The organism is Bifidobacterium lemurum, from assembly GCF_014898175.1.
Lineage (GTDB): Bacteria > Actinomycetota > Actinomycetes > Actinomycetales > Bifidobacteriaceae > Bifidobacterium > Bifidobacterium lemurum.
On sequence record NZ_CP062948.1, the window covers coordinates 1,917,596 to 1,936,026 of the forward strand.

Annotated in this window: 14 protein-coding genes and 1 tRNA gene; 5 read left to right on the forward strand and 10 right to left on the reverse strand. The window is 62.4% G+C overall.

What is annotated here, in order from left to right; translation table 11 throughout:
- Positions 1-220 precede the first annotated feature (220 nt).
- On the reverse strand, positions 221-3,958 hold the full coding sequence (locus BL8807_RS07340; RefSeq protein ID WP_072726531.1) for a phosphoribosylformylglycinamidine synthase: 3,738 nt from the start codon (positions 3,956-3,958) through the stop codon (positions 221-223).
- A 105-nt stretch (positions 3,959-4,063) separates the two neighbouring features.
- A complete protein-coding gene (gene purC, locus BL8807_RS07345; RefSeq protein WP_072726529.1) occupies positions 4,064-4,816 on the reverse strand; it encodes a phosphoribosylaminoimidazolesuccinocarboxamide synthase in 753 nt (250 codons plus the stop codon).
- 153 nt (positions 4,817-4,969) lie between these two features.
- Between purC and zwf the strand changes: the two genes are divergently transcribed.
- The 3 genes from zwf to pgl are packed head-to-tail and all read left to right on the forward strand — an operon-like array spanning position 4,970 to position 8,404.
- Positions 4,970-6,532 carry a glucose-6-phosphate dehydrogenase gene (gene zwf, locus BL8807_RS07350; protein WP_072726527.1) on the forward strand — a complete coding sequence of 521 codons (1,563 nt, stop codon included), beginning with the start codon at positions 4,970-4,972 and terminating at the stop codon, positions 6,530-6,532.
- Complete coding sequence (locus BL8807_RS07355; protein WP_072726525.1) at positions 6,529-7,590, forward strand: glucose-6-phosphate dehydrogenase assembly protein OpcA; 1,062 nt, start codon at positions 6,529-6,531, stop codon at positions 7,588-7,590. Before zwf ends, BL8807_RS07355 begins: the two co-directional genes overlap by 4 nt.
- 19 nt (positions 7,591-7,609) lie before the next feature.
- Entirely contained in the window at positions 7,610-8,404 is a 795-nt protein-coding gene (gene pgl, locus BL8807_RS07360; RefSeq protein WP_072726523.1) for a 6-phosphogluconolactonase, read from the forward strand.
- Positions 8,405-8,550: 146 nt separating this feature from the next.
- On the opposite strand, the gene BL8807_RS07365 is transcribed toward pgl, so the two are convergent.
- The 8 genes from BL8807_RS07365 to purT all read right to left on the reverse strand — a co-directional run bounded on the left by BL8807_RS07365 (position 8,551) and on the right by purT (position 17,359).
- Positions 8,551-9,093, reverse strand: coding sequence for a hypothetical protein (locus tag BL8807_RS07365; protein ID WP_143148004.1), 543 nt, complete (start codon positions 9,091-9,093; stop codon positions 8,551-8,553).
- A gap of 44 nt (positions 9,094-9,137) precedes the next feature.
- Positions 9,138-10,322 carry an ABC transporter permease gene (locus tag BL8807_RS07370; protein ID WP_083570259.1) on the reverse strand — a complete coding sequence of 395 codons (1,185 nt, stop codon included), beginning with the start codon at positions 10,320-10,322 and terminating at the stop codon, positions 9,138-9,140.
- Positions 10,316-10,993 carry an ABC transporter ATP-binding protein gene (locus tag BL8807_RS07375; RefSeq protein WP_211278301.1) on the reverse strand — a complete coding sequence of 226 codons (678 nt, stop codon included), beginning with the start codon at positions 10,991-10,993 and terminating at the stop codon, positions 10,316-10,318. The genes BL8807_RS07370 and BL8807_RS07375 overlap by 7 nt, the downstream gene beginning before the upstream one ends.
- Positions 10,994-11,011: 18 nt before the next feature.
- On the reverse strand, positions 11,012-12,181 hold the full coding sequence (locus tag BL8807_RS07380; RefSeq protein WP_143148003.1) for an efflux RND transporter periplasmic adaptor subunit: 1,170 nt from the start codon (positions 12,179-12,181) through the stop codon (positions 11,012-11,014).
- A 219-nt stretch (positions 12,182-12,400) separates the two neighbouring features.
- A complete protein-coding gene (locus BL8807_RS07385; RefSeq protein WP_143148002.1) occupies positions 12,401-13,297 on the reverse strand; it encodes a sensor histidine kinase in 897 nt (298 codons plus the stop codon).
- A gap of 302 nt (positions 13,298-13,599) precedes the next feature.
- Positions 13,600-14,259: a response regulator transcription factor gene (locus BL8807_RS07390; protein ID WP_072726512.1), complete on the reverse strand. Its 660-nt coding sequence runs from the start codon at positions 14,257-14,259 to the stop codon at positions 13,600-13,602.
- Positions 14,260-14,552: 293 nt separating this feature from the next.
- Positions 14,553-16,001, reverse strand: a complete 1,449-nt coding sequence (gene gndA / locus BL8807_RS07395; protein ID WP_072726506.1) for an NADP-dependent phosphogluconate dehydrogenase — start codon at positions 15,999-16,001, stop codon at positions 14,553-14,555.
- A gap of 104 nt (positions 16,002-16,105) precedes the next feature.
- Entirely contained in the window at positions 16,106-17,359 is a 1,254-nt protein-coding gene (gene purT / locus BL8807_RS07400) for a formate-dependent phosphoribosylglycinamide formyltransferase (RefSeq protein ID WP_072726504.1), read from the reverse strand.
- Between the two features lie 201 nt (positions 17,360-17,560).
- Between purT and BL8807_RS07405 the strand changes: the two genes are divergently transcribed.
- Both BL8807_RS07405 and BL8807_RS07410 read left to right on the forward strand, forming a co-directional pair.
- Positions 17,561-17,636 (forward strand) — tRNA-His (locus BL8807_RS07405).
- Between the two features lie 156 nt (positions 17,637-17,792).
- On the forward strand, positions 17,793-18,347 hold the full coding sequence (locus tag BL8807_RS07410) for a TetR/AcrR family transcriptional regulator (RefSeq protein WP_072726502.1): 555 nt from the start codon (positions 17,793-17,795) through the stop codon (positions 18,345-18,347).
- Positions 18,348-18,431 lie beyond the last annotated feature (84 nt).

The following is an 18,431-nucleotide window of genomic DNA, read 5'->3' on the forward strand; positions in this document are numbered from 1 at the left end:
CGACATCAACGTCATTCTGAGCGGAGGCGAGGCCGGAGTCGAAGAATCTCGGACTTGAGATGCCTCGACTACGCTCGGCATGACAGATGTGGCGCACGGCATGACAGGTGAGGCGCTTGGCGTGCCGAATGAGCAACGCCGCGATGTGACGGCGCGATATGAAAATGTCCGGCATCGTGGGTGATGCCGGACACTTGACATAGGTGGTTGACGCGACGCGTCAGGCGGCGAAATACTCCACGCCGGCCTCGAACAGCGGCTGGTACTTGTTGCCGGGCACGTTCACGTACAGGCCGTTGCCGGAACGCTCCGAATGGCCCATCTTGCCGAACACGCGGCCGTCGGGGCTGGTGATGCCCTCGATGGCGAGCAGCGAGCCGTTCGGATTCACGTCGAGATCCATGCCGGGCACGCCCGCCTCGTCCACGTACTGCGTGGCGATCTGGCCGTTGGCCTTCAGATCGGCAAGCACATCGTCGGAGGCCACGAAACGGCCCTCGCCATGGGAAATCGCCACCGTGTGCACATCGCCCACAGCGGTTTTCGCCAGCCACGGCGACAGGTTCGACGCCACGCGGGTGCGCACCAGACGGGACTGGTGACGGCCGATGGTGTTGAACGTCAGCGTCGGGCATTCGTCGGTCATCGGCACGATGTCGCCATACGGCACGAGACCCAGCTTGATCAACGCCTGGAAGCCGTTGCAGATACCGAGCATCAGACCGTCGCGGTTGCGCAGAAGATCACGCACGGCCTCGGTCACCTCGGGGGCGCGGAAGAACGCGGTGATGAACTTCGCGGAGCCGTCAGGCTCGTCGCCGCCGGAGAAGCCGCCGGGGATCATGACGATCTGGCTGGAGCGGATCGCCTCGGCCAGCGCATGCGTGGACTCGACGACGTCAGCAGGGGAGAGGTTGTTGATCACCAGCGTGCTCGCCTCGGCACCCGCGCGCTCGAACGCGGCCGCCGTGTCGTATTCGCAGTTGTTGCCGGGGAACACGGGGATGATCACGCGAGGCTTGGCCACGCCCGCCCCCGTGTACACGGTTTTCTTCTCCGCCTCGAACGAGACGGCCTCCACCACGGCGTCCTTGTCCGCGCCATGCGAACGGTAGGGGAACACGGATTCGATGCCGGACTCCCACGCCTCCTGCACTTGGGCCAGGTCCAGCGTCTCGCCGGCGGCCGCGAACTCGTAGGCCTCGGTCGTCACGCCGACCTCGCCGATCTCGACGAGATTCGAGGCGGCCGGCACCTTCGCGTCGTCGGCCAGCTCTACGAAGAACGAACCGTACGCCGGGGCGAACAGATCATCCACGGTCACGGACGTGACAAGCGCGACGCCGATCTGGTTGCCGAGCGTCATCTTGAACAGCGCCTCGGCCGCGGCGCCATACCCGCAGGTGGACACGGCCAGCGCGTCGCCGAAGTCGGTGAGCTCCTCGACCACGGAGAACGCCTCGAGCAGACCATCCTTGTCCGGAGTGAGCCCGTCGGCCTGGTATCGTGGCGCGATACGCACCACGCGATGGCCGGCACCCTTGAACTCAGGAGAGGTGGCGCGCTTCATATTGCCCACAGCCACGGCGAAGGAGACCAGCGTCGGCGGCACGTCGAGGTCCTCGAACGAGCCGGACATGGAATCCTTGCCGCCGATCGCGCCCGCGCCGAGGTCGACCTGCGCCATCAGCGCGCCGAGCACGGCGGCCATCGGCTTGCCCCAACGGGTCGGCTCGTCGCGCAGCTTCTCGAAATACTCCTGGAAGCTCAGGTACGCCTTCTCATGCTCGAAACCGGCCGCGACCAGCTTGGAGAGCGACTCGACCACCGACAGGTACGCGCCGGTGAACTGGTTCCTCTCCATGATGTACGGGTTGAAGCCCCACGCCATGGCCGAGGCGGTGGTGGTTTCGCCGAACACCGGCAATTTCGCGACCATGGCCATATTCGGGGTGAGCTGCTTGCGCCCGCCGAAAGGCATAAGCACGGTGCCCGCGCCGATGGTGGAATCGAAACGCTCGGACAGGCCCTTGTTGGAGGCCACGTTGATGTCGGTGACCATGGCGTTCATGCGCTCGGCCAGCGAGCCGTCGGTCCACGGCGTCTCATACGTGCCCTGCGCCTCGACGTGCGCGGCCTGCGTCTTCGGCGCGCCGTTGGAGGCGAGGAACTCGCGGGTGAGGTTCACGATCTCGTCGCCGTCCCACGTCATCACCATGCGCGGATCCTCGGTGACGGTGCCCACCACCACGGCCTCGAGATTCTCCTCGCGGGCGTAGGCGAGGAACTCGTCCACATCCTCGGCGGCCACGTCCACGGCCATGCGCTCCTGCGATTCGGAGATCGCCAGTTCGGTGCCGTCCAGACCCTCGTACTTCTTGGGCACGGTGTTCAGGTCGATGGTCAGGCCATCTGCGATCTCGCCGCATGCCACGGACACGCCGCCCGCGCCGAAGTCGTTGCAGCGCTTGATCAGACGGCAGGCGTCGCCGCGGCGGAACAGACGCTGCAGCTTGCGCTCCACGGGCGCGTTGCCCTTCTGCACTTCCGCGCCGTCGAGTTCCAGCGACTCCACGTTATGCGCCTTGGACGAGCCGGTGGCGCCGCCGATGCCGTCGCGGCCGGTGCGTCCGCCCAGCAGGATGAGCTTGTCGCCGGGGGCCGGGGTTTCGCGGCGCACATGGTCGGCCGGGGTGGCGGCCACGACCGCGCCCACCTCCATACGCTTGGCCACATAGCCCGGATGGTAGATCTCGTCGACCTGACCGGTCGCCAGACCGATCTGGTTGCCGTAGGAGCTGTAGCCCGCGGCCGCGGTGGTGACGAGCTTGCGCTGGGGGAGCTTGCCCTTAAGGGTTTCGCCCACCGGCACGGTCGGGTCGCCGGCGCTGGTCACGCGCATCGCCTGATACACGTAGGAGCGGCCCGACAGGGGGTCGCGGATGCAGCCGCCGATGCAGGTGGCTGCGCCGCCGAAGGGTTCGATTTCGGTGGGATGGTTGTGGGTTTCGTTCTTGAAGAGGAACAGCCAGTCCTCATCCTCGCCGTTGACGTCCACCCTCACCTTGACGGTGCAGGCGTTGATCTCCTCGGATTCGTCGAGGTTGGTCAGAATGCCGTGCTTCTTAAGCCATTTGGCGCCGATGGTGCCCATATCCATCAGACACACGGGTTTGCCGTCGCGGCCCAGCTCGTGGCGCATGGCCAGATATTTCTCGAACGCGGCCTTGACGGCGGGTTCGTCGATTTCGATGTCGGTCAGCTCGGTGCCGAAGGTGGTGTGGCGGCAGTGGTCGGACCAGTAGGTGTCGATCACCTTGATCTCGGTGATCGTGGGGTCGCGCCGCTGTTCGGTGAAGTAGCGCTGGCAGAACTTGAGGTCGGCCAGATCCATCGCCAGACCGCGCGAGGCGATGAACTGGGCGGCTGCGGCCTCGTCCATCTCGCGGAAGCCCGCGATGGTCTCCACCTTGGACGGCGTGGGCACGGCGGTGCGCAGCGTCTCCTTGGTTTCGAGCCCGGCCTCGCGCGCTTCGACCGGGTTGATCACGTAGCGCTTGATGGCGGCCACATCCTCGTCGGTCAGGTTCGCGCCGGCCAGCGCATACACTTTGGCGGAACGCACGGTGGGGCGTTCGCCCTGCGAGATGAGCTGGATGCATTCGGAGGCGGAGTCGGCGCGCTGGTCGAACTGGCCGGGCAGGAACTCCGTGGCGAACACCTTGGCATCGCCGAAGTCCGGCATGTCGGTCGAGGCGTTGTCCACCGGAGGCTCGCTGAACACGACCGGCACGGTCTGCTCGAACAGTTCGGCGGAGATGCCCTCCACATCGTAACGGTTGACGATGCGCACGCCTTCAAGCGCCTCGATGCCGAGAATCGTCTTCAATTCGGTGCCGAGCTGCTGCGCTTCGACGTCAAAGCCCGGCTTCTTCTCCACATATACGCGATAGACCACTGATTGCTCCTGTAGTTCCAAGTGAGTGGTGGTGTTGTGTTTTATGATCTCCCGCAAGGGGAGGAAAAGCCCGCATCCGATTTTCGGGTGCGGGCTGGGTACGGATCAGTCGTCGACTGCGATGCCTTCGGATTCGGCCAGGGACTTGAGACGGCCGTAGATCTCCTCGTAGGCGGGGATGATGTTGCCCAGGTCGCGGCGGAACAGATCCTTGTCGAGATGCTCGATCTTGCCGGACTCGTCCTTGGTGTCCCACAGGCGGCAGGTGTCGGGGGTGATCTCGTCGGCGAGCAGAATCGCGCCGTCGGAGGTCTTGCCTTCCTCGATCTTGAAGTCCACGAGCTTGACGTCGATCTTCGAGAAGATGTCGAGCAGGGCGGCGTTCACGGCGCGCGCCTGCTTGGAGATTTCGGCCATCTCCTCCTCGGAGGCCAGACCCAGCGCCACCACGCCGTCCTCGGTGATGAACGGGTCTCCCAGCGCGTCTGACTTCACGCAGAATTCGAGGATCGGCTTCTTGAGCGGGGTGCCCTCCTCAACGCCGTAACGCTTGGCGAAGGAGCCGGCGGCCGTGTTGCGCATGATGATCTCAAGCGGGAACATGTCCATCTTCCGCACCAGCTGCTCGGTGTCGGAGAGTTTCTCGACGAAGTGGGAGTCCACGCCGCGGGCCTTGAGCAGGTCGAAGATCACGGAGGTGATGTGGTTGTTCAGGCTGCCCTTGCCTTCGATCTGGGCCTTCTTCTCGCCGTTTCCGGCGGTGGCCTGGTTCATGTAGTCGACCCACAGAATGTCCGGGTCGTCCGTCGCGTACAGTTTCTTGGCCTTGCCCTCGTAGAGCTTCTCCAACTTCTCCATGATCCGCCTTCCTGATGCGTCAAATAGGAGTGGAAATACGGTGAACTAACGGAGAACAGGTTAGCAAGCGCCGGCTACATTGATGATGCGATGAACGGCAACATCGTGCAACGATTAGGCTGTGGGATGATTGCGGCGGTTTAGACTGGATTCATGAGTCAATCCACAACCAATACGGCCGCGATGGCCGAAGAGTGGTCCAACCCGTTGCGCGATCCGCGCGATCTGCGCCTGCCACGTATCGCGGGCCCCTGCGGCATCGTGATCTTCGGCGTGACCGGCGATCTGTCGCGCAAGAAGCTGCTGCCCGCCATCTACGATCTGGCCAACCGGGGTCTTCTGCCGCCGAGCTTCGGCCTGACCGGCTTCGCCCGCCGCGACTGGAGCGAGGACGAGTTCCGCGCCTTCGTGCGTGAGAACGTCGAATCGCATTGCCGCACGCCGTTCCGCGAAAGCACGTGGAAGCAGCTGGCCGCGGGCATCCGCTTCGTGCAGGGCACCTTCGACGATCCGGAGGCGTTCGCGCGCCTGTCCGACACCGTCTCCCAGCTCGACCGCGAACGCGGCACACGCGGCAACCACGCCTTCTACATGTCGGTGCCGCCGCGCGCTTTCCCCATCGTCTCCCGCCAGCTGGCCGACTGCGGTCTGGCGAAGTCCGAAGACGACGCGTGGCGTCGCGTGATCATCGAGAAACCCTTCGGCCATGACCTCGACAGCGCGCGCGAGCTCGACCGCGTCGTCTCCGAGGTGTTCGACCCCTCCAGCGTGTTCCGCATCGACCATTATCTGGGCAAGGAGACCGTGCAGAACCTGCTGGCCCTGCGTTTCGCCAACGCGATGTACGAGCCGATCTGGAACGCCAACTATGTGGACCATGTGCAGATCACCATGGCCGAGGACATCGGCGTGGCCGGTCGCGCGGGCTATTACGACGGCATCGGCGCCGCCCGCGACGTGATCCAGAACCATCTGCTGCAGCTGCTCGCGCTCACCGCCATGGAGGAGCCGGTGAGCTTCTCCGCCGCCGACCTGACCGCGGAGAAAACCAAGGTTCTGTCCGCCGTCAAACTGCCCAAGGATCTCGCGGCGCACACGGCCCGCGGACAGTACGCCGCCGGCTGGCAGGGCTCGCATGAGGTGGTGGGCTATCTCGACGAGAAGGGCATCGACCCGAACTCCACCACCGAAACCTATGCGGCGATCCGTCTCGACGTCGACACCCGACGCTGGGCCGGTGTGCCGTTCTACCTGCGTTGCGGCAAACGCTTGGGCAAGCGCGTCACCGAAATCGCGGTGGTGTTCAAACGCGCCCCGCATCTGCCGTTCGAATCGACCGCCACACGCGAACTGGGCAAGAACGCGATCGTGATCCGCGTGCAGCCCGACGAGGGCGTGACCATCCGCTTCGGCGCGAAGGTGCCCGGCGGCACCTCGATGGAGGTGCGCGACGTGTCGATGGACTTCAGCTACGGCCGCTCCTTCACCGAAAGCTCGCCCGAAGCCTACGAGAGGCTGATCCTCGACGTGCTGCTCGGCGATCCGCCGCTGTTCCCGACCACCCGTGAGGTGGAACTCTCTTGGGAGATCCTCGACCCGATCGAGGAGTTCTGGTCCACACTCGGCCAGCCGCAACCCTACCGTTCCGGAACGTGGGGACCGGCCGAAGCCGATGAGATGCTCGCCCGCGACGGGCGCCAGTGGAGGATGCCATGATTATCGAACTCAACAACACCCGCACGCGTGAGATCGCGGCGAAAATCGACGAACTGCACGAGGAGCGCGGCGAAGCGGCGTTGGGCCGCGTGCTCACCCTGCTCATCGCCACCGACGAGGGCGAGCTGGAGCACGCGCTCGAGCTCGCGAACAACGCCAGCCGCGAGCATCCCTGCCGTGTGATCGCCGTGGTGCCGCATGCCGGCAAAGCCCGTGCGGCGGCGAAAGCCGAATCCGAGGCCGTCGCCGACGGGCGGGCCGCACAAGGCGCGCGGACGGGCAAAACCCAGGTTTTCGTCGACACGCAGGGCGGTATGGCGGCCGACGCGGCCAGCGAATCCGGGCGGTCGAATCTGGACGCGGAGATCCGTTTCGGCGCGGACGCCGGTGCGGGCGAGATCATCGTGCTGCGACCGCGCGGCGGGCTTGTGCACCATCCGGACACATTGGTGATTCCGCTGCTGGTCCCCGACGCGCCCGTGGTGGCCTGGTGGCCGACCGAAGCGCCGGCCAATCCGAAAACCGACCTGCTCGGCGCGATGGCCCGCCGCCGCATCACCGACGCCAAACGTTCCAGCAATCCGGCCCGCACCATCGAGGATCTGCGCCGCAACTGGTCGAGCCAGAACATCGACATGTCGTGGACCCGGCTGACCGTATGGCGCGCGATGATCGCCACCATGCTGGACCAGCCGCCGCATCTGCCGATCATTTCAGCGAAGGTGAGCGGACCGAAGGACTTCATTTCGATGACCATGCTCGCCGCATGGCTGCGGTTGAAACTCGGCGTGTCCGTCACCATCGAGGACGTGCCCGGCTCCGACGCGGTCACCGGCGTGTATCTGACCCGCGCGGACGGCGTGCTCAGTCTGGAACGCCCCTCCGTCGAAGAGGGCGTGGCCACGATCAGCACCCCCGGCCAGACGCCGCAGACCATCTCCGTGCCGGCCCGCACCTTGGAGGAATGCCTGAGCGAGGAACTGCGCCGTCTCGACCCCGACGAGGTCTACGCCGAAGTGCTCACCCGCGGCTGGGACCTCATCCACCCGCAGCGATAAGCAACGAAAGGAAGCGCAAATGAGCGTTCGACAGACCATCGTCTATCCGGATCCGGAAACGCTGGCGCAGGCCGTGGCCGCGCGCACGCTGCTCACCATCACCGACCTGCTGGCCGAACCGGGCCGCACGCGCGTCGACATCGGCGTGACCGGCGGCACGGACGGCATCTACGTGCTCAAAGTGATGGGGGAGAGTCCCCTCGCCGTGGCCGTCGACTGGTCCCGCGTGCATATCTGGTGGGGCGACGAGCGTTTCGTGGCCGCCGACAGTAGCGACCGCAACGCCAAGCAGGCGCGGGAGGCGCTGTTCGACGCGCTGGTGGAATCGGGCCGCCTGCCGGAATCGAATATCCATGAGATGCCGGCGGACGCGCGTTCGGCGGATGAGATCGCCGCCGCCGACGCGGATCAGACCGACGCCGTGCTGGCCCAGGCCGCGGACGCCTACCAGCGAGAACTGGTTGAGGAACTGGGGGAGGATCCGCAGTTGGACCTCATCATGTTCGGCGTCGGACCGGACGCGCATTTCGCCTCGCTGTTCCCCGGCAAGCAGGAGGTGCTGATCGACGATCCGCACACGCTGGTCGCCGGCGTGCGCGATTCGCCCAAGCCGCCGCCTCTGCGCGTCACGCTCACCGTGCCGATGATCGCCAGGGCGCACCGCACTTGGGTGTTCACCTCCGAAAGCCGCAAGGCCGAAGCCGTGGCCAAAGCGTTCGCCGCGCCGCGCAACCCGGAAGCTCCCAGCTCCTATGCCGACGCCGCCGACGAACTGCTCTGGCTGATCGACACCGCCGCCGCAAGTCTGCTGTAGAAAATCCTTCTCGTCATTCTGAGCGGAGCGCAGCGGAGTCGAAGAATCTCATACCGGCAAGGGCAAGAGATCCTTCGACTCCGTCCTAACGGACTCCGCTCAGGATGACAGGAAAAGGCCAGTTGCTGTGCTGTAAAAAGGAACCGCTACTGCGCCGAGCAGTTCAGATCCACATCCTGCTGTATGCCGGAGGGGTCCGACATGGCCGCCTTATCAAGCCTGCTCTGCAGCATGTCGCGGGTCGGCTCGTCGACCCGGTCCGACTGCATGAACGGCATGTCTTTGGCCTTGTTCAACTGCTGCAAAGCAGAGCTCGCCTCCTGCTCGTTGGTGGCGTAGCTATTCAGCCAATCCTCCTCCCAAGCGCACATCCATATGAACGAGGCCGAGGATTCTCCGGACCCCTGTTCGAATTGGGTTGCGCCGGAGGTATCCATCGTGGCCGGCGGAGTATAGCCGTCGGGGAATTCAAGGCTTTCCAGCGTCGAAGCGTATTCCTTCTGTATGCCGTCCGCATCGAGGAACTTCGATGTCGAGCTATCTGCCGAGCCGTTCTCGGTGGTCTGCTGGTCCGCGGTCGAGTCACTGCTGTTCGTCTGCCCGCCGATCGTGCATCCGGCGAGGCCAAGGGCCATGCAGAGAGCGATTGCTGTGGCCGCGATACCGTGCGTGCGTGATATGCGCATCATATTCTCCTTAGATTGGATTGGTTATTACGACAGATAACGCGCTGCTAGCGCAATGCCATCGCGGGTTCGAGACGCGCGGCCTTGACCGCGGGAACGGCGCTGCCAAGCAGTGCGGTGACTACGGCGCCGGCAAGGGCATAGCCGGCGGCGTCATACGGATATGAGGGATGCGGTATAGGGCTGTCCGCCGGCAATATCGAAGGAATCATCGCGACGAACGCCATGGACAACGTGATCGCCACCGCCGCGACGATAAGGGACAGAATGACGCTTGAGCCGGAAACCAGCAGCATCACATGCGTTCGGGACGCTCCCAAAGCCCGGCGGATCAGCAGCTCGTGGCTGCGTTGCTCGATATCGGACAAGCCGATGTTCAGCAATCCCAGCGCCGCCATGGCCAACAACAGCGCGGCACACGCCGCGAACGCGGTTTGCAGGTAGCTCAGCACTTCGGTATACGAATCGCTGTTGTCGATGCGCTGCACTCCGGTCGCGGATCCCGAGAACGAGTCATACGCGATGTCCGACACCAGCGACGAGATGTCGTTGGCCGTGCTGCCGGAGGATTGCGGATGCGCATACACGTCGACGGATTGCGGCTCCCATAATTGGGGTTCGAACATGGCGAACGAGGTGGCGTTGATGTAGGCGCGAGGGGAGTCGTCGGCGTCGTTGATGACTCCGGTCACCGTGGCGGAGGTCACGGTTTGAGTGCCCTGCGAGGTGAGGGAGAGCGTGCTGCCGACTCCGCCATACCGATTCTGCCCGGCCTCGTTGACGACGATCTGCAATCCCGCGGCGTCGGATTCCGCCGAGAACCATCGCCCTGAGACAAGAGGAAGCAGGTAGACGTCGCGGTACCTCGACGTGGTGAGCACGGTTTCGGACACGGTGCTGGGAATGATGGTTCCTCCGCCGTCTGAGGGGACGATGGTCAGACCTTCCGACAATGTGACCACCGGTGCCATCGCCACGCCATCCGCATCGGCCAGCGCCGTGGCGAATTCCTGCATCTGGTCGGCATCCAGTCCTTTCGGAGCTTCGACCGACACCAGGTAGGAGGCCGGTCGTCCCGCTATCTGAGCGTTCGTCGCCTCAAGGAATGTGCTGCCTATGGTGCCCACCAGCGACGCGCCGACGACCGCGAGCACGCCGATGAGCATGCTGACGGCGGTCAGCGCCGTGCGGATAGGGGCCAGACGCAGGTCCCGCAGCATCATGATCAGCATGGTGTGATCATCCCCCGGTCCATGCGCAGCTGATGCTGACAAAGCTTGGCGATATCGGTGTCGTGGGTCACCATGACCAGCGTGCGCCCTTCCGTCCGTACCAGCCTCATCAGCAACTCCATCACGGCGTCCCCCGTATCCTTGTCCAGCGCTCCGGTCGGTTCGTCGCAGATCAGCAGGTCGGGAGCGCATACCATCGCCCGCGCGATGGCCACACGCTGCTGTTCGCCTCCCGATAGCGTGCGGGGCCGATCCGCGGCGCGGGCGTCCAATCCCACCTGTCGCAAGCAATCCAAGGCGCGGTGTTTGCGGCGTGAGGATGATCCTTTGCGCGCGTACTGCATGGGGAGCGCGACGTTCTGCCACACATTGAGCTGGGGAATCAGGGAATAGTTCTGAAATACGAATCCGATGCGTGTGGAGCGGACCACGGCGCGTTCACGGTCCGGTATGGAGCGCATATTCTTGCCGTCGAACATGAGATCGCCGGAATAGCGCGCGTTCAGCAGGCCGAGAATCGAAATCAGCGAGGTTTTGCCTGAACCGGATTTGCCCACGATCGCATAGGATTCGCCTCGTTGGATGTCGAGCGACACGTCGTTCACAATGCGCAGCGTGTGTTTGCCCGTCGACGCGACATGCGCGGTGAGATGGCGCGCGGAAATCAGCATATCGTTCATGTCGGTTGGCTACTGGGTTTGTTTGACGGTCAGATTCGGTGCGGTGGCGAGCACCGTGTCGCCTTCCGACAAGCCGGAGGTGATGACGATGCGCGCGCCGTCGCTGGCACCCAATTCGACGGATACCTGCTCTTGGCCGTCGTCGGTGACCTTGGTCACGGTGCCTTTTCCGCTGCGTCCCGCCACTGCGGACACAGGCAGCAGGAGCGACTGCTGGGTCGCGGACGCGGTGAGCACCAACGTGCCGCTTTCCCCTTCGCGCACGTCGATGTCTTTGCCGACCAGACAGGCCATGGTGGTGGATGATGACGGCGCTGTGGAGGCGAATCCGTTGGAGGTATTGCCCCCGTTTGTTGATGAATTGGCGTTTCCGGATGATGCGGTGCCGCTGCCGGAGCTCGTGCCGCCTGCGGAGGCGGAATCGCCACTGGCGGCAGCGTCGTTATCGGAGGCCGAATCACCGTTCGAGGATGCTTCGCCGCCATCGTCGGTTCCACCGGATGCGTTCGCGTCATCCGGGTCTTTGACATACGCAGAGATGGGAATGACACGCGACGGTTCCGCCGTCGGTTTATAGGCGATGCTGCCGGCCGTCGATTGATCGCCGCTGCCGTCTGTGGTGTTACTGTCTGTGGTGCCGCTGCTTGAGTCCGTTGAGGATTCCGCCGCCTGCCGCGAGAGGACGACGGCCGCGCAGGAGGTCGGTCCCTCGCCGTTGGTGATTTGGAATTTGCCGCTGAGATTGTCGGATGAATCCGTCATGCGCAGCAGACGGGTCGCGTCGGTTTGCAATGCGAACCCGCTGTATGTCAGTGTGACGACGGGATAGTTGCGTGGAACCGTCACGCCGGATCCCGCGACCGAGACGATGGTGCCCTCGACCGGTGACGTGATGGGGGTCGAATCCACCCAACCCAGCACCTGCTGGGCTTTGACGACGTCGCCGACCTTCGCCGAGGCTTGGAACACACCTTGCGCCGAGGCCGTGAGCGTGAACGCCGTATTCGATATGACGGTGGCCTGAGCGGAGATCGTGGGTGCCAGTGTGCCGCTGGTCACCGTCACTGTATTCGTCGAATCGGAATTCACCGTTGGGTCCGTGACCTGGTCGGAGTCCGAAGTGGGATTTCCGCAGGCCGCACATCCCGACAGCAGCAACGCGGACAACGCTGCAGCCACTAACTTGTTGCTATTCTTCATAATTCTGCGGTTCTGGGTGGCGATGCGATCACCAAAAGGGGATGTCCCTCAATCAATCGAACCGTTGCGGAATGCGTGCGGTCGCGCCGATCGTGGACGATGGTCGTCCGTCACACGATAGATGGGTATGACGCGGAGAATGAAATGCCTGTACTGAAATCTCTGTAGGGTAAACACACCACAGAGATTGGTGAGCCCTTATCGCTGTTGTGCCGTGTGTTCTAGCGCCGTTGACTCCGACGGATGACCATCGATGGGGAAGACGGCATGCAACGTCCATGTGTTGTCTTCCGTTTGCGTGGTCAACGAACCGCCTAATGCCTGAATGATTTCACGATGCAGTGCCAGCCCGTGGCCGCGGGAAAGTGGGTGTGCTGTTGGGGAAACGGTATTCATCTGAATGAGTTCCACCATGAGTGGTCGGCAGCGAAGGATGAAAAGGAATTCCTTATGAACGGTGTCGGCATGCTTGGATACGTTTTTGAAAATCTCGCCGATGAGTTGCGCCATCTCATGGCGAATCTCTTCGGCGAGAATGTTCTCATTGAACTGATCCACTTCATAGTATCCATGGATGTCAAGTTGTTCCAGCTCCGCACGTTGTTGTTGGATCAGCGAATGAATGGTTCCCTGAAATAGTGCTGGCTTGGCGTTGGTATCATGCAACAGTCGGATAACCTCATGCGTGGTGTCGAATGATTCATTGGCTTTTGTGGAAATATTTCTCCACATCGGCCCTTCCTGTGCGTCGGCTATGGAGATGATGTAACTGAGATTGTTCGCAACCGTATCGTGCAGATTTCGAGCTAAACGTAGGTTGCGCTGGTATATGTGCAGTTGAGCATGCAGCTCGGCTTCCTTTTTGGCGTTCTGCTCTCTAGCCAATGAGATTTCCCGGTTAAGCTTGCAAGTGTATCCAACGACAATGGCAATAAGATAAATTGGAACTGTTACTAATGCGGCAGATAATGTTTTTTCGTAATATATTTCTGAAAAGAACAGGATTGCAGCTGTTAGCGCAGAAATGATTCCCACGGCAAGAATTGACATGGTATATGCGAATATGCCAAATGTAATGATGATGCCAGCAAACATGTACTGGTTATCGCCAAGATCAGGGAATAGACAAAGTACTGATAACAGCAAGATTATTGCACTGCTGGAAAAACGAGGAAATTTCGAAAGTAATGAGCAAAGCAACATGTATATGCAAAACCAGCACCAATCCTCTGTGTTGATAGGCCGAGTCAATCTTGCGATAATGATGGCATACCCGTCGAAGACCATTGCCAATATTGAGAAAAATAGCATGTAAGAGTGTTCAACGTGAGGGAGCGATATGACAGGAATAAGCCTGCTTAAGTTTTTTTCGAATCGATATCAGAGAAAGTTTATTTTTAATTGCCATAATGATGCTGCCGTTCGAGCCATAGGACGACTAGATGCGTGCGGTTGCGCGCTTCGGTTTTTTCCAATGCGCGTTGCAGATGCGTGTTGACCGTGGCGACGGCTTTGCCGAGCGTGTGGGCGATTTCGACGGAGGTCATTCCTTGGGCGCATAATTCCACGATTCGCGATTCCATGGGGGAGAGTGTTTCGATGCCTGTGGGCTGGCTTGCCGCCGCAATGTCAAACGCTTGTTGCGCTGTCGGGAAGACGATTTCGTCAACGGGTTCGCCTACTCCGCCTTGTCCTACGGATAACACCGCCTCCGCGATTTTTTGAGGGTTCTGTTTGCTGACCAGCGCCTGGCCTCCGGCTTGCGCGACGGCGTGGGCGTACTGTTCCATCGGAAAGGCGGTTATGGCAACGACGCCGAGATGGGAGTCTCGCTGGCGAATCCGGTGGATAAGTTCAATGCCTGATACGTTTCCCATTGAGATGTCGGTCAGCAGAACGTTCGGACGTTGCCCATCGTGCAGTTTTTGCAGCGCGCTATCGGCATCGGTCGCCGTCCATATGATGTCGAGCTGCGGAAACCGTGCGCTGAAGAAAGACATCAGACCGGACAGCACCCATACGTCGTTATCCACAATGGCCAACGTGTTCGCCCGCATGCATTCCCCCTTCACATGTCCGCGGATGATTATAGCCGTGCGTCCACGGAGCAAAAAGCGATGTGGTCATTTTTCATGACAGGCGTTTGGGCCGGTGGGTGGCGTCAGAAGGTGCCGTGAAACATGCTTACAAACGATGTTTCACGGCACCTTCTGACGTTGGCTCGTCGGTTTGTGCCGTGAAACACGAACGTCCGCCATGTTTCACGGCACCTCCTGACGTCGGGTGTCAGAATGTGCCGTGAAACATGGCGGACGATGGCGGCGAAACTATCCGATGACGAGGCCGGTATTTAGGCCTCGATCTCCTCGCGGTCCTCGGTGGCCCACAGCGTGTGGAACACGCCGGGGGCGTCGACGCGGCCATAGGTGTGCGCGCCGAAGAAGTCGCGCTGGCCTTGGATCAGGGCCGCGGGCAGGCGCTTGGAGCGCAGGCCGTCGAAGTAGGAGAGCGACGAGGCGAACACCGGGGTCGGCACGCCGTATTCGGCGGCGCGGGCCACCACGCGGCGCCATGCGGCCTGCGCGTTCTCGATGGCCTCCTTGAAGTAGGGGGCGAACAGCAGAGACACATTCGCCTCGCCCGACTCGAAGGCGTCGGAGATGCGGTTGAGGAACTTCGCGCGGATGATGCAGCCGCCGCGCCAGATGCGCGCCACCGCGGCCAGATCGATATCCCAATCATGTTCCTTCGCGGCGGCCGTGATCTCGTTGAAGCCCTGCGCGTAGGCGACGATCTTGGAGGCGTACAGCGCTTGACGGATGTCGTCGATGAACGCCTGACGATCGGCCTCGGCCACGTTCAGCGAGCCGTCGGGGCCGGCGCAACCACGCTTGGCGGCCTCATCGCGCAGTTCGGTCTGCGAGGAGAGACCACGGGCGAACACGGCCTCGCCGATGCCGGTGACAGGCACGGCCAGATCCAGCGCGGACTGCACGGTCCACGTGCCGGTGCCCTTCATGCCCGCATGGTCCACAATCACATCGACCAGCGGCTTGCCGGTCTTCTTGTCAACCTGATGTAGCACCTCGGCGGTGATTTCGATCAGATAGGAGTCCAGTTCGGTGGAATTCCACTGTTCGAACACGTCGCCGATCTCGGCCGGTTCCAACCCCAAGCCGCGGCGCATGAGGTCGTAGCTTTCGGCGATCAGCTGCATATCGGAGTATTCGATGCCGTTGTGCACCATCTTGACGAAGTGGCCGGCACCGTCCGCGCCGATATGCGTCACGCAGGGCTCGCCCTCCGCCTTGGCGGCGATGGATTCGAAAATCGGCTTCAGCGTGGTCCAGGACTCCTCGGTGCCGCCGGGCATCATGGAGGGACCGCGCAACGCGCCCTCTTCGCCGCCGGACACGCCGCAGCCCACGAAATGCAATCCACGGGCGCGAATCGCCTTCTCACGACGGATCGTATCGGGGAAGTACGCGTTGCCGGCGTCGACGATGATGTCGCCCGGCTCCATCAGATCGGCCAGAGCGTCGATCATCCGATCGGTCGGCTCGCCGGCCTTCACCATGATGATCGCGGTGCGCGGCTTGGTGAGGCTGGCGACGAACTCCTCCAACGTCTCGGCGGGGCGGAACTCGCCTTCGGAGCCGTGCTCGGCGATGAGCTTCTCCGTACGGCCGTAGGAGCGGTTGTACACCGCCACGGTGTTGCCGTGATGGGCGAGATTGCGCGCGAGACTGCCGCCCATGGCGGCCAGACCGACTACTCCGACGTTTGCTTCAGCGGTCATGCTGAATCCTTCCGTGTCAAAAAGAGTACTTTTCGATATCCAGTCTATAACCCGCCCCGACCTCACGGCCGACGGCGTACACAGTGCGGACAGCGGTGTAGGAGTCAGTCCACGGTGATGGTCAGTGCGTCGGCCACCCGGCCGGCCTTCGCGCGGGCGTCCGTCTCATCGGTGCCGACCGCCAACGCCACCGCCATACGGCGATGCCCGTGCACTTCGGGCTTGGCGAAAATACGCAAGTCCGTCCCCGGCTCGGCCAACGCCTGCGCCACATCGCCGAACACCGCCTCGCCGTCGCCCGCTACCACGATCGCATGGCTCGCGGCCACCGCGTCACACGGAATCGCCAACGCCACATGTCCCTCGGTCACAGGCAAGCCCAGAATCGCACGGGCATGCAAGGCGAACTCGCTCAAACGCTGCGAAGCCATCGTCACCATGCCGGTGTCGTGCGGACGCGGCGACACCTCATTGAACAGCACCGAACCATCGGTGAGCACGAACAACTCCACGCCGAACACACCCCACCCGGTCTCGCCGGAAGCCTTGGCCTTGGCAACCAAACCCTCCACAGCGGCTCGGGCGATACGCTGGGCCTCATCCAACACGGCACCGGGCGTAGAGGCCGGCTGCCAGGACTCGCGGTAATCCCCGCTTTCCTGACGCTGACCGATCGGCACGCAGGCCGCGATGCCGGCGCTGGAACTCACCGTCAGCACCGTCAGCTCATAGTCGAGCGGCGCCAACGCCTCCACAATCACACGCGACACATCGCCCTCGCCGGCGGCGCGGCGGCCCTCCTGCGCCTCGGTCCACGCGGCGTCGATCGCATCGGTCCCGCGCACAATGGACTGGCCGTGGCCGGAGGAACTCATCACCGGCTTGACCACGCACGGATAGCCCACGGCCGGCGCCCCCTCGCGCAACTCGTCGAGCGAACCCGCGAAACGGTACGGCGTCGTCGGCAACCCCAACTCCTCATGCGCCAGCACGCGCAGGCGCTCGCGGTCCATGCAGATCCCCGCGATCTCGGCGCTCGGCACCACCTGCGCGCCATGGGCCGCCGCGCCCGTCAACACCTCGGTGGCGATGGCCTCCACCTCGGGCACGATGATATCCGGACGAACCTCGTCGAACAGCGCCTGCAGCGCGTCGGCGTTCGCCATATCCAGCACACGGGACTCGTGGGCCACCTGCTGTGCGGGCGCGCCCGCATAGGAGTCGGCCGCGCACACCCATGCGCCAAGCCGCATCAGCTCGATGGTGACCTCCTTGCCCAGCTCGCCGGAGCCGAGGAACAGGATGCGGGTCGGACGGGAACCAAGGGGAGTGCCCAGCGGGCGGTCGATTTCACTCATACGCAATATTGTGCCATGCGCCCTGTGCAGGCCGCGCTTGGGCGCTGGAAGGAGGTCTATGTCCGATTGGGGACTGAATTGGGTGGTGCGGAAGAAGGCGCGGCTCGACACGTAACACGCCGTGGTCGTGCACGTCCGGGAAATCATGTATAGTATCCATCTGTTGTGTGGATTTCGGTTCACCGGAATAACTCAATAATGGTGGATATAGCTCAGTCGGTAGAGCATCTGATTGTGGTTCAGAAGGTCGCGCGTTCGAGCCGCGTTATCCACCCCACTAGGAAACCCAGTGTTTCCAACGATTAAGCCCCTTCCGAAATGTTCGGGAAGGGGCTTTCCTTTTGAAGATTTCCAGAAACGTCGCATATTGAGTTGCAGGACAATCGCCGGGCTGTGCATTGAGTACGATAAGGGCAAGCGACAAGGAACGGACATGGCTCAAACCACAAAACGCGCGATGGAGGCATCGCTCAAACGTCTGCTGCTGGTCAAGCCCCTCAACAAAATCACCATCAGCGACATAGCCGAGGATTGCGGCATCAGCCGCATGACCTTCTACTACCACTTCAAAGACATCTATGATCTTGTGGAATGGTCCTGTCAGGAGGATGCGGGGCGTGCGCTCCAAGGCAATCGCACCGCGGACACCTGGCAAACGGGGTTCCTGTCCATCCTCGAATCCGTACGGGCCAACAAACCGTTCATCATGAACGTGTACCAGTGCGTCAGCCGCGAACGCGTGGAGCGTTATCTGTATGAGATCACCTATGACCTGCTCATCGATGTGGTGCGTGAGGAAAGCGTTGGCCTGCACGTGCGTGAGGACGATCAGGAATTCATCGCGCACCTGTTCAAATACGCTTTCGTGGGCATTGTGCTGGAGTGGATCGCCGACGATATGAGTGAGGAACCATCCGCGCTCGTCGATAAACTCGCCCAAGCCATCGAAGGTGATTTCCGCGGTGCGCTCGAACGTTTCGCCTACTGACGTTCCGGCAGACGACGATGCTGAGCAATTCGCGCCCATTGTCAGAAAACTGAACAAACAGGCCGGTTTGTTTATAGCGGCTGG

Bases quoted from the DNA above. Each gene is read 5' to 3' on its own strand.
- purC (WP_072726529.1), bottom strand. From the start codon at position 4,816: ATGGAGAAGTTGGAGAAGCTCTACGAGGGCAAGGCCAAGAAACTGTAC.
- zwf (WP_072726527.1), top strand. From the start codon at position 4,970: ATGAGTCAATCCACAACCAATACGGCCGCGATGGCCGAAGAGTGGTCC.
- BL8807_RS07355 (WP_072726525.1), top strand. From the start codon at position 6,529: ATGATTATCGAACTCAACAACACCCGCACGCGTGAGATCGCGGCGAAA.
- pgl (WP_072726523.1), top strand. From the start codon at position 7,610: ATGAGCGTTCGACAGACCATCGTCTATCCGGATCCGGAAACGCTGGCG.
- BL8807_RS07365 (WP_143148004.1), bottom strand. From the start codon at position 9,093: ATGATGCGCATATCACGCACGCACGGTATCGCGGCCACAGCAATCGCT.
- BL8807_RS07370 (WP_083570259.1), bottom strand. From the start codon at position 10,322: ATGCTGATCATGATGCTGCGGGACCTGCGTCTGGCCCCTATCCGCACG.
- BL8807_RS07375 (WP_211278301.1), bottom strand. From the start codon at position 10,993: ATGCTGATTTCCGCGCGCCATCTCACCGCGCATGTCGCGTCGACGGGC.
- BL8807_RS07385 (WP_143148002.1), bottom strand. From the start codon at position 13,297: ATGTTTGCTGGCATCATCATTACATTTGGCATATTCGCATATACCATG.
- BL8807_RS07390 (WP_072726512.1), bottom strand. From the start codon at position 14,259: ATGCGGGCGAACACGTTGGCCATTGTGGATAACGACGTATGGGTGCTG.
- gndA (WP_072726506.1), bottom strand. From the start codon at position 16,001: ATGACCGCTGAAGCAAACGTCGGAGTAGTCGGTCTGGCCGCCATGGGC.
- purT (WP_072726504.1), bottom strand. From the start codon at position 17,359: ATGAGTGAAATCGACCGCCCGCTGGGCACTCCCCTTGGTTCCCGTCCG.
- BL8807_RS07410 (WP_072726502.1), top strand. From the start codon at position 17,793: ATGGCTCAAACCACAAAACGCGCGATGGAGGCATCGCTCAAACGTCTG.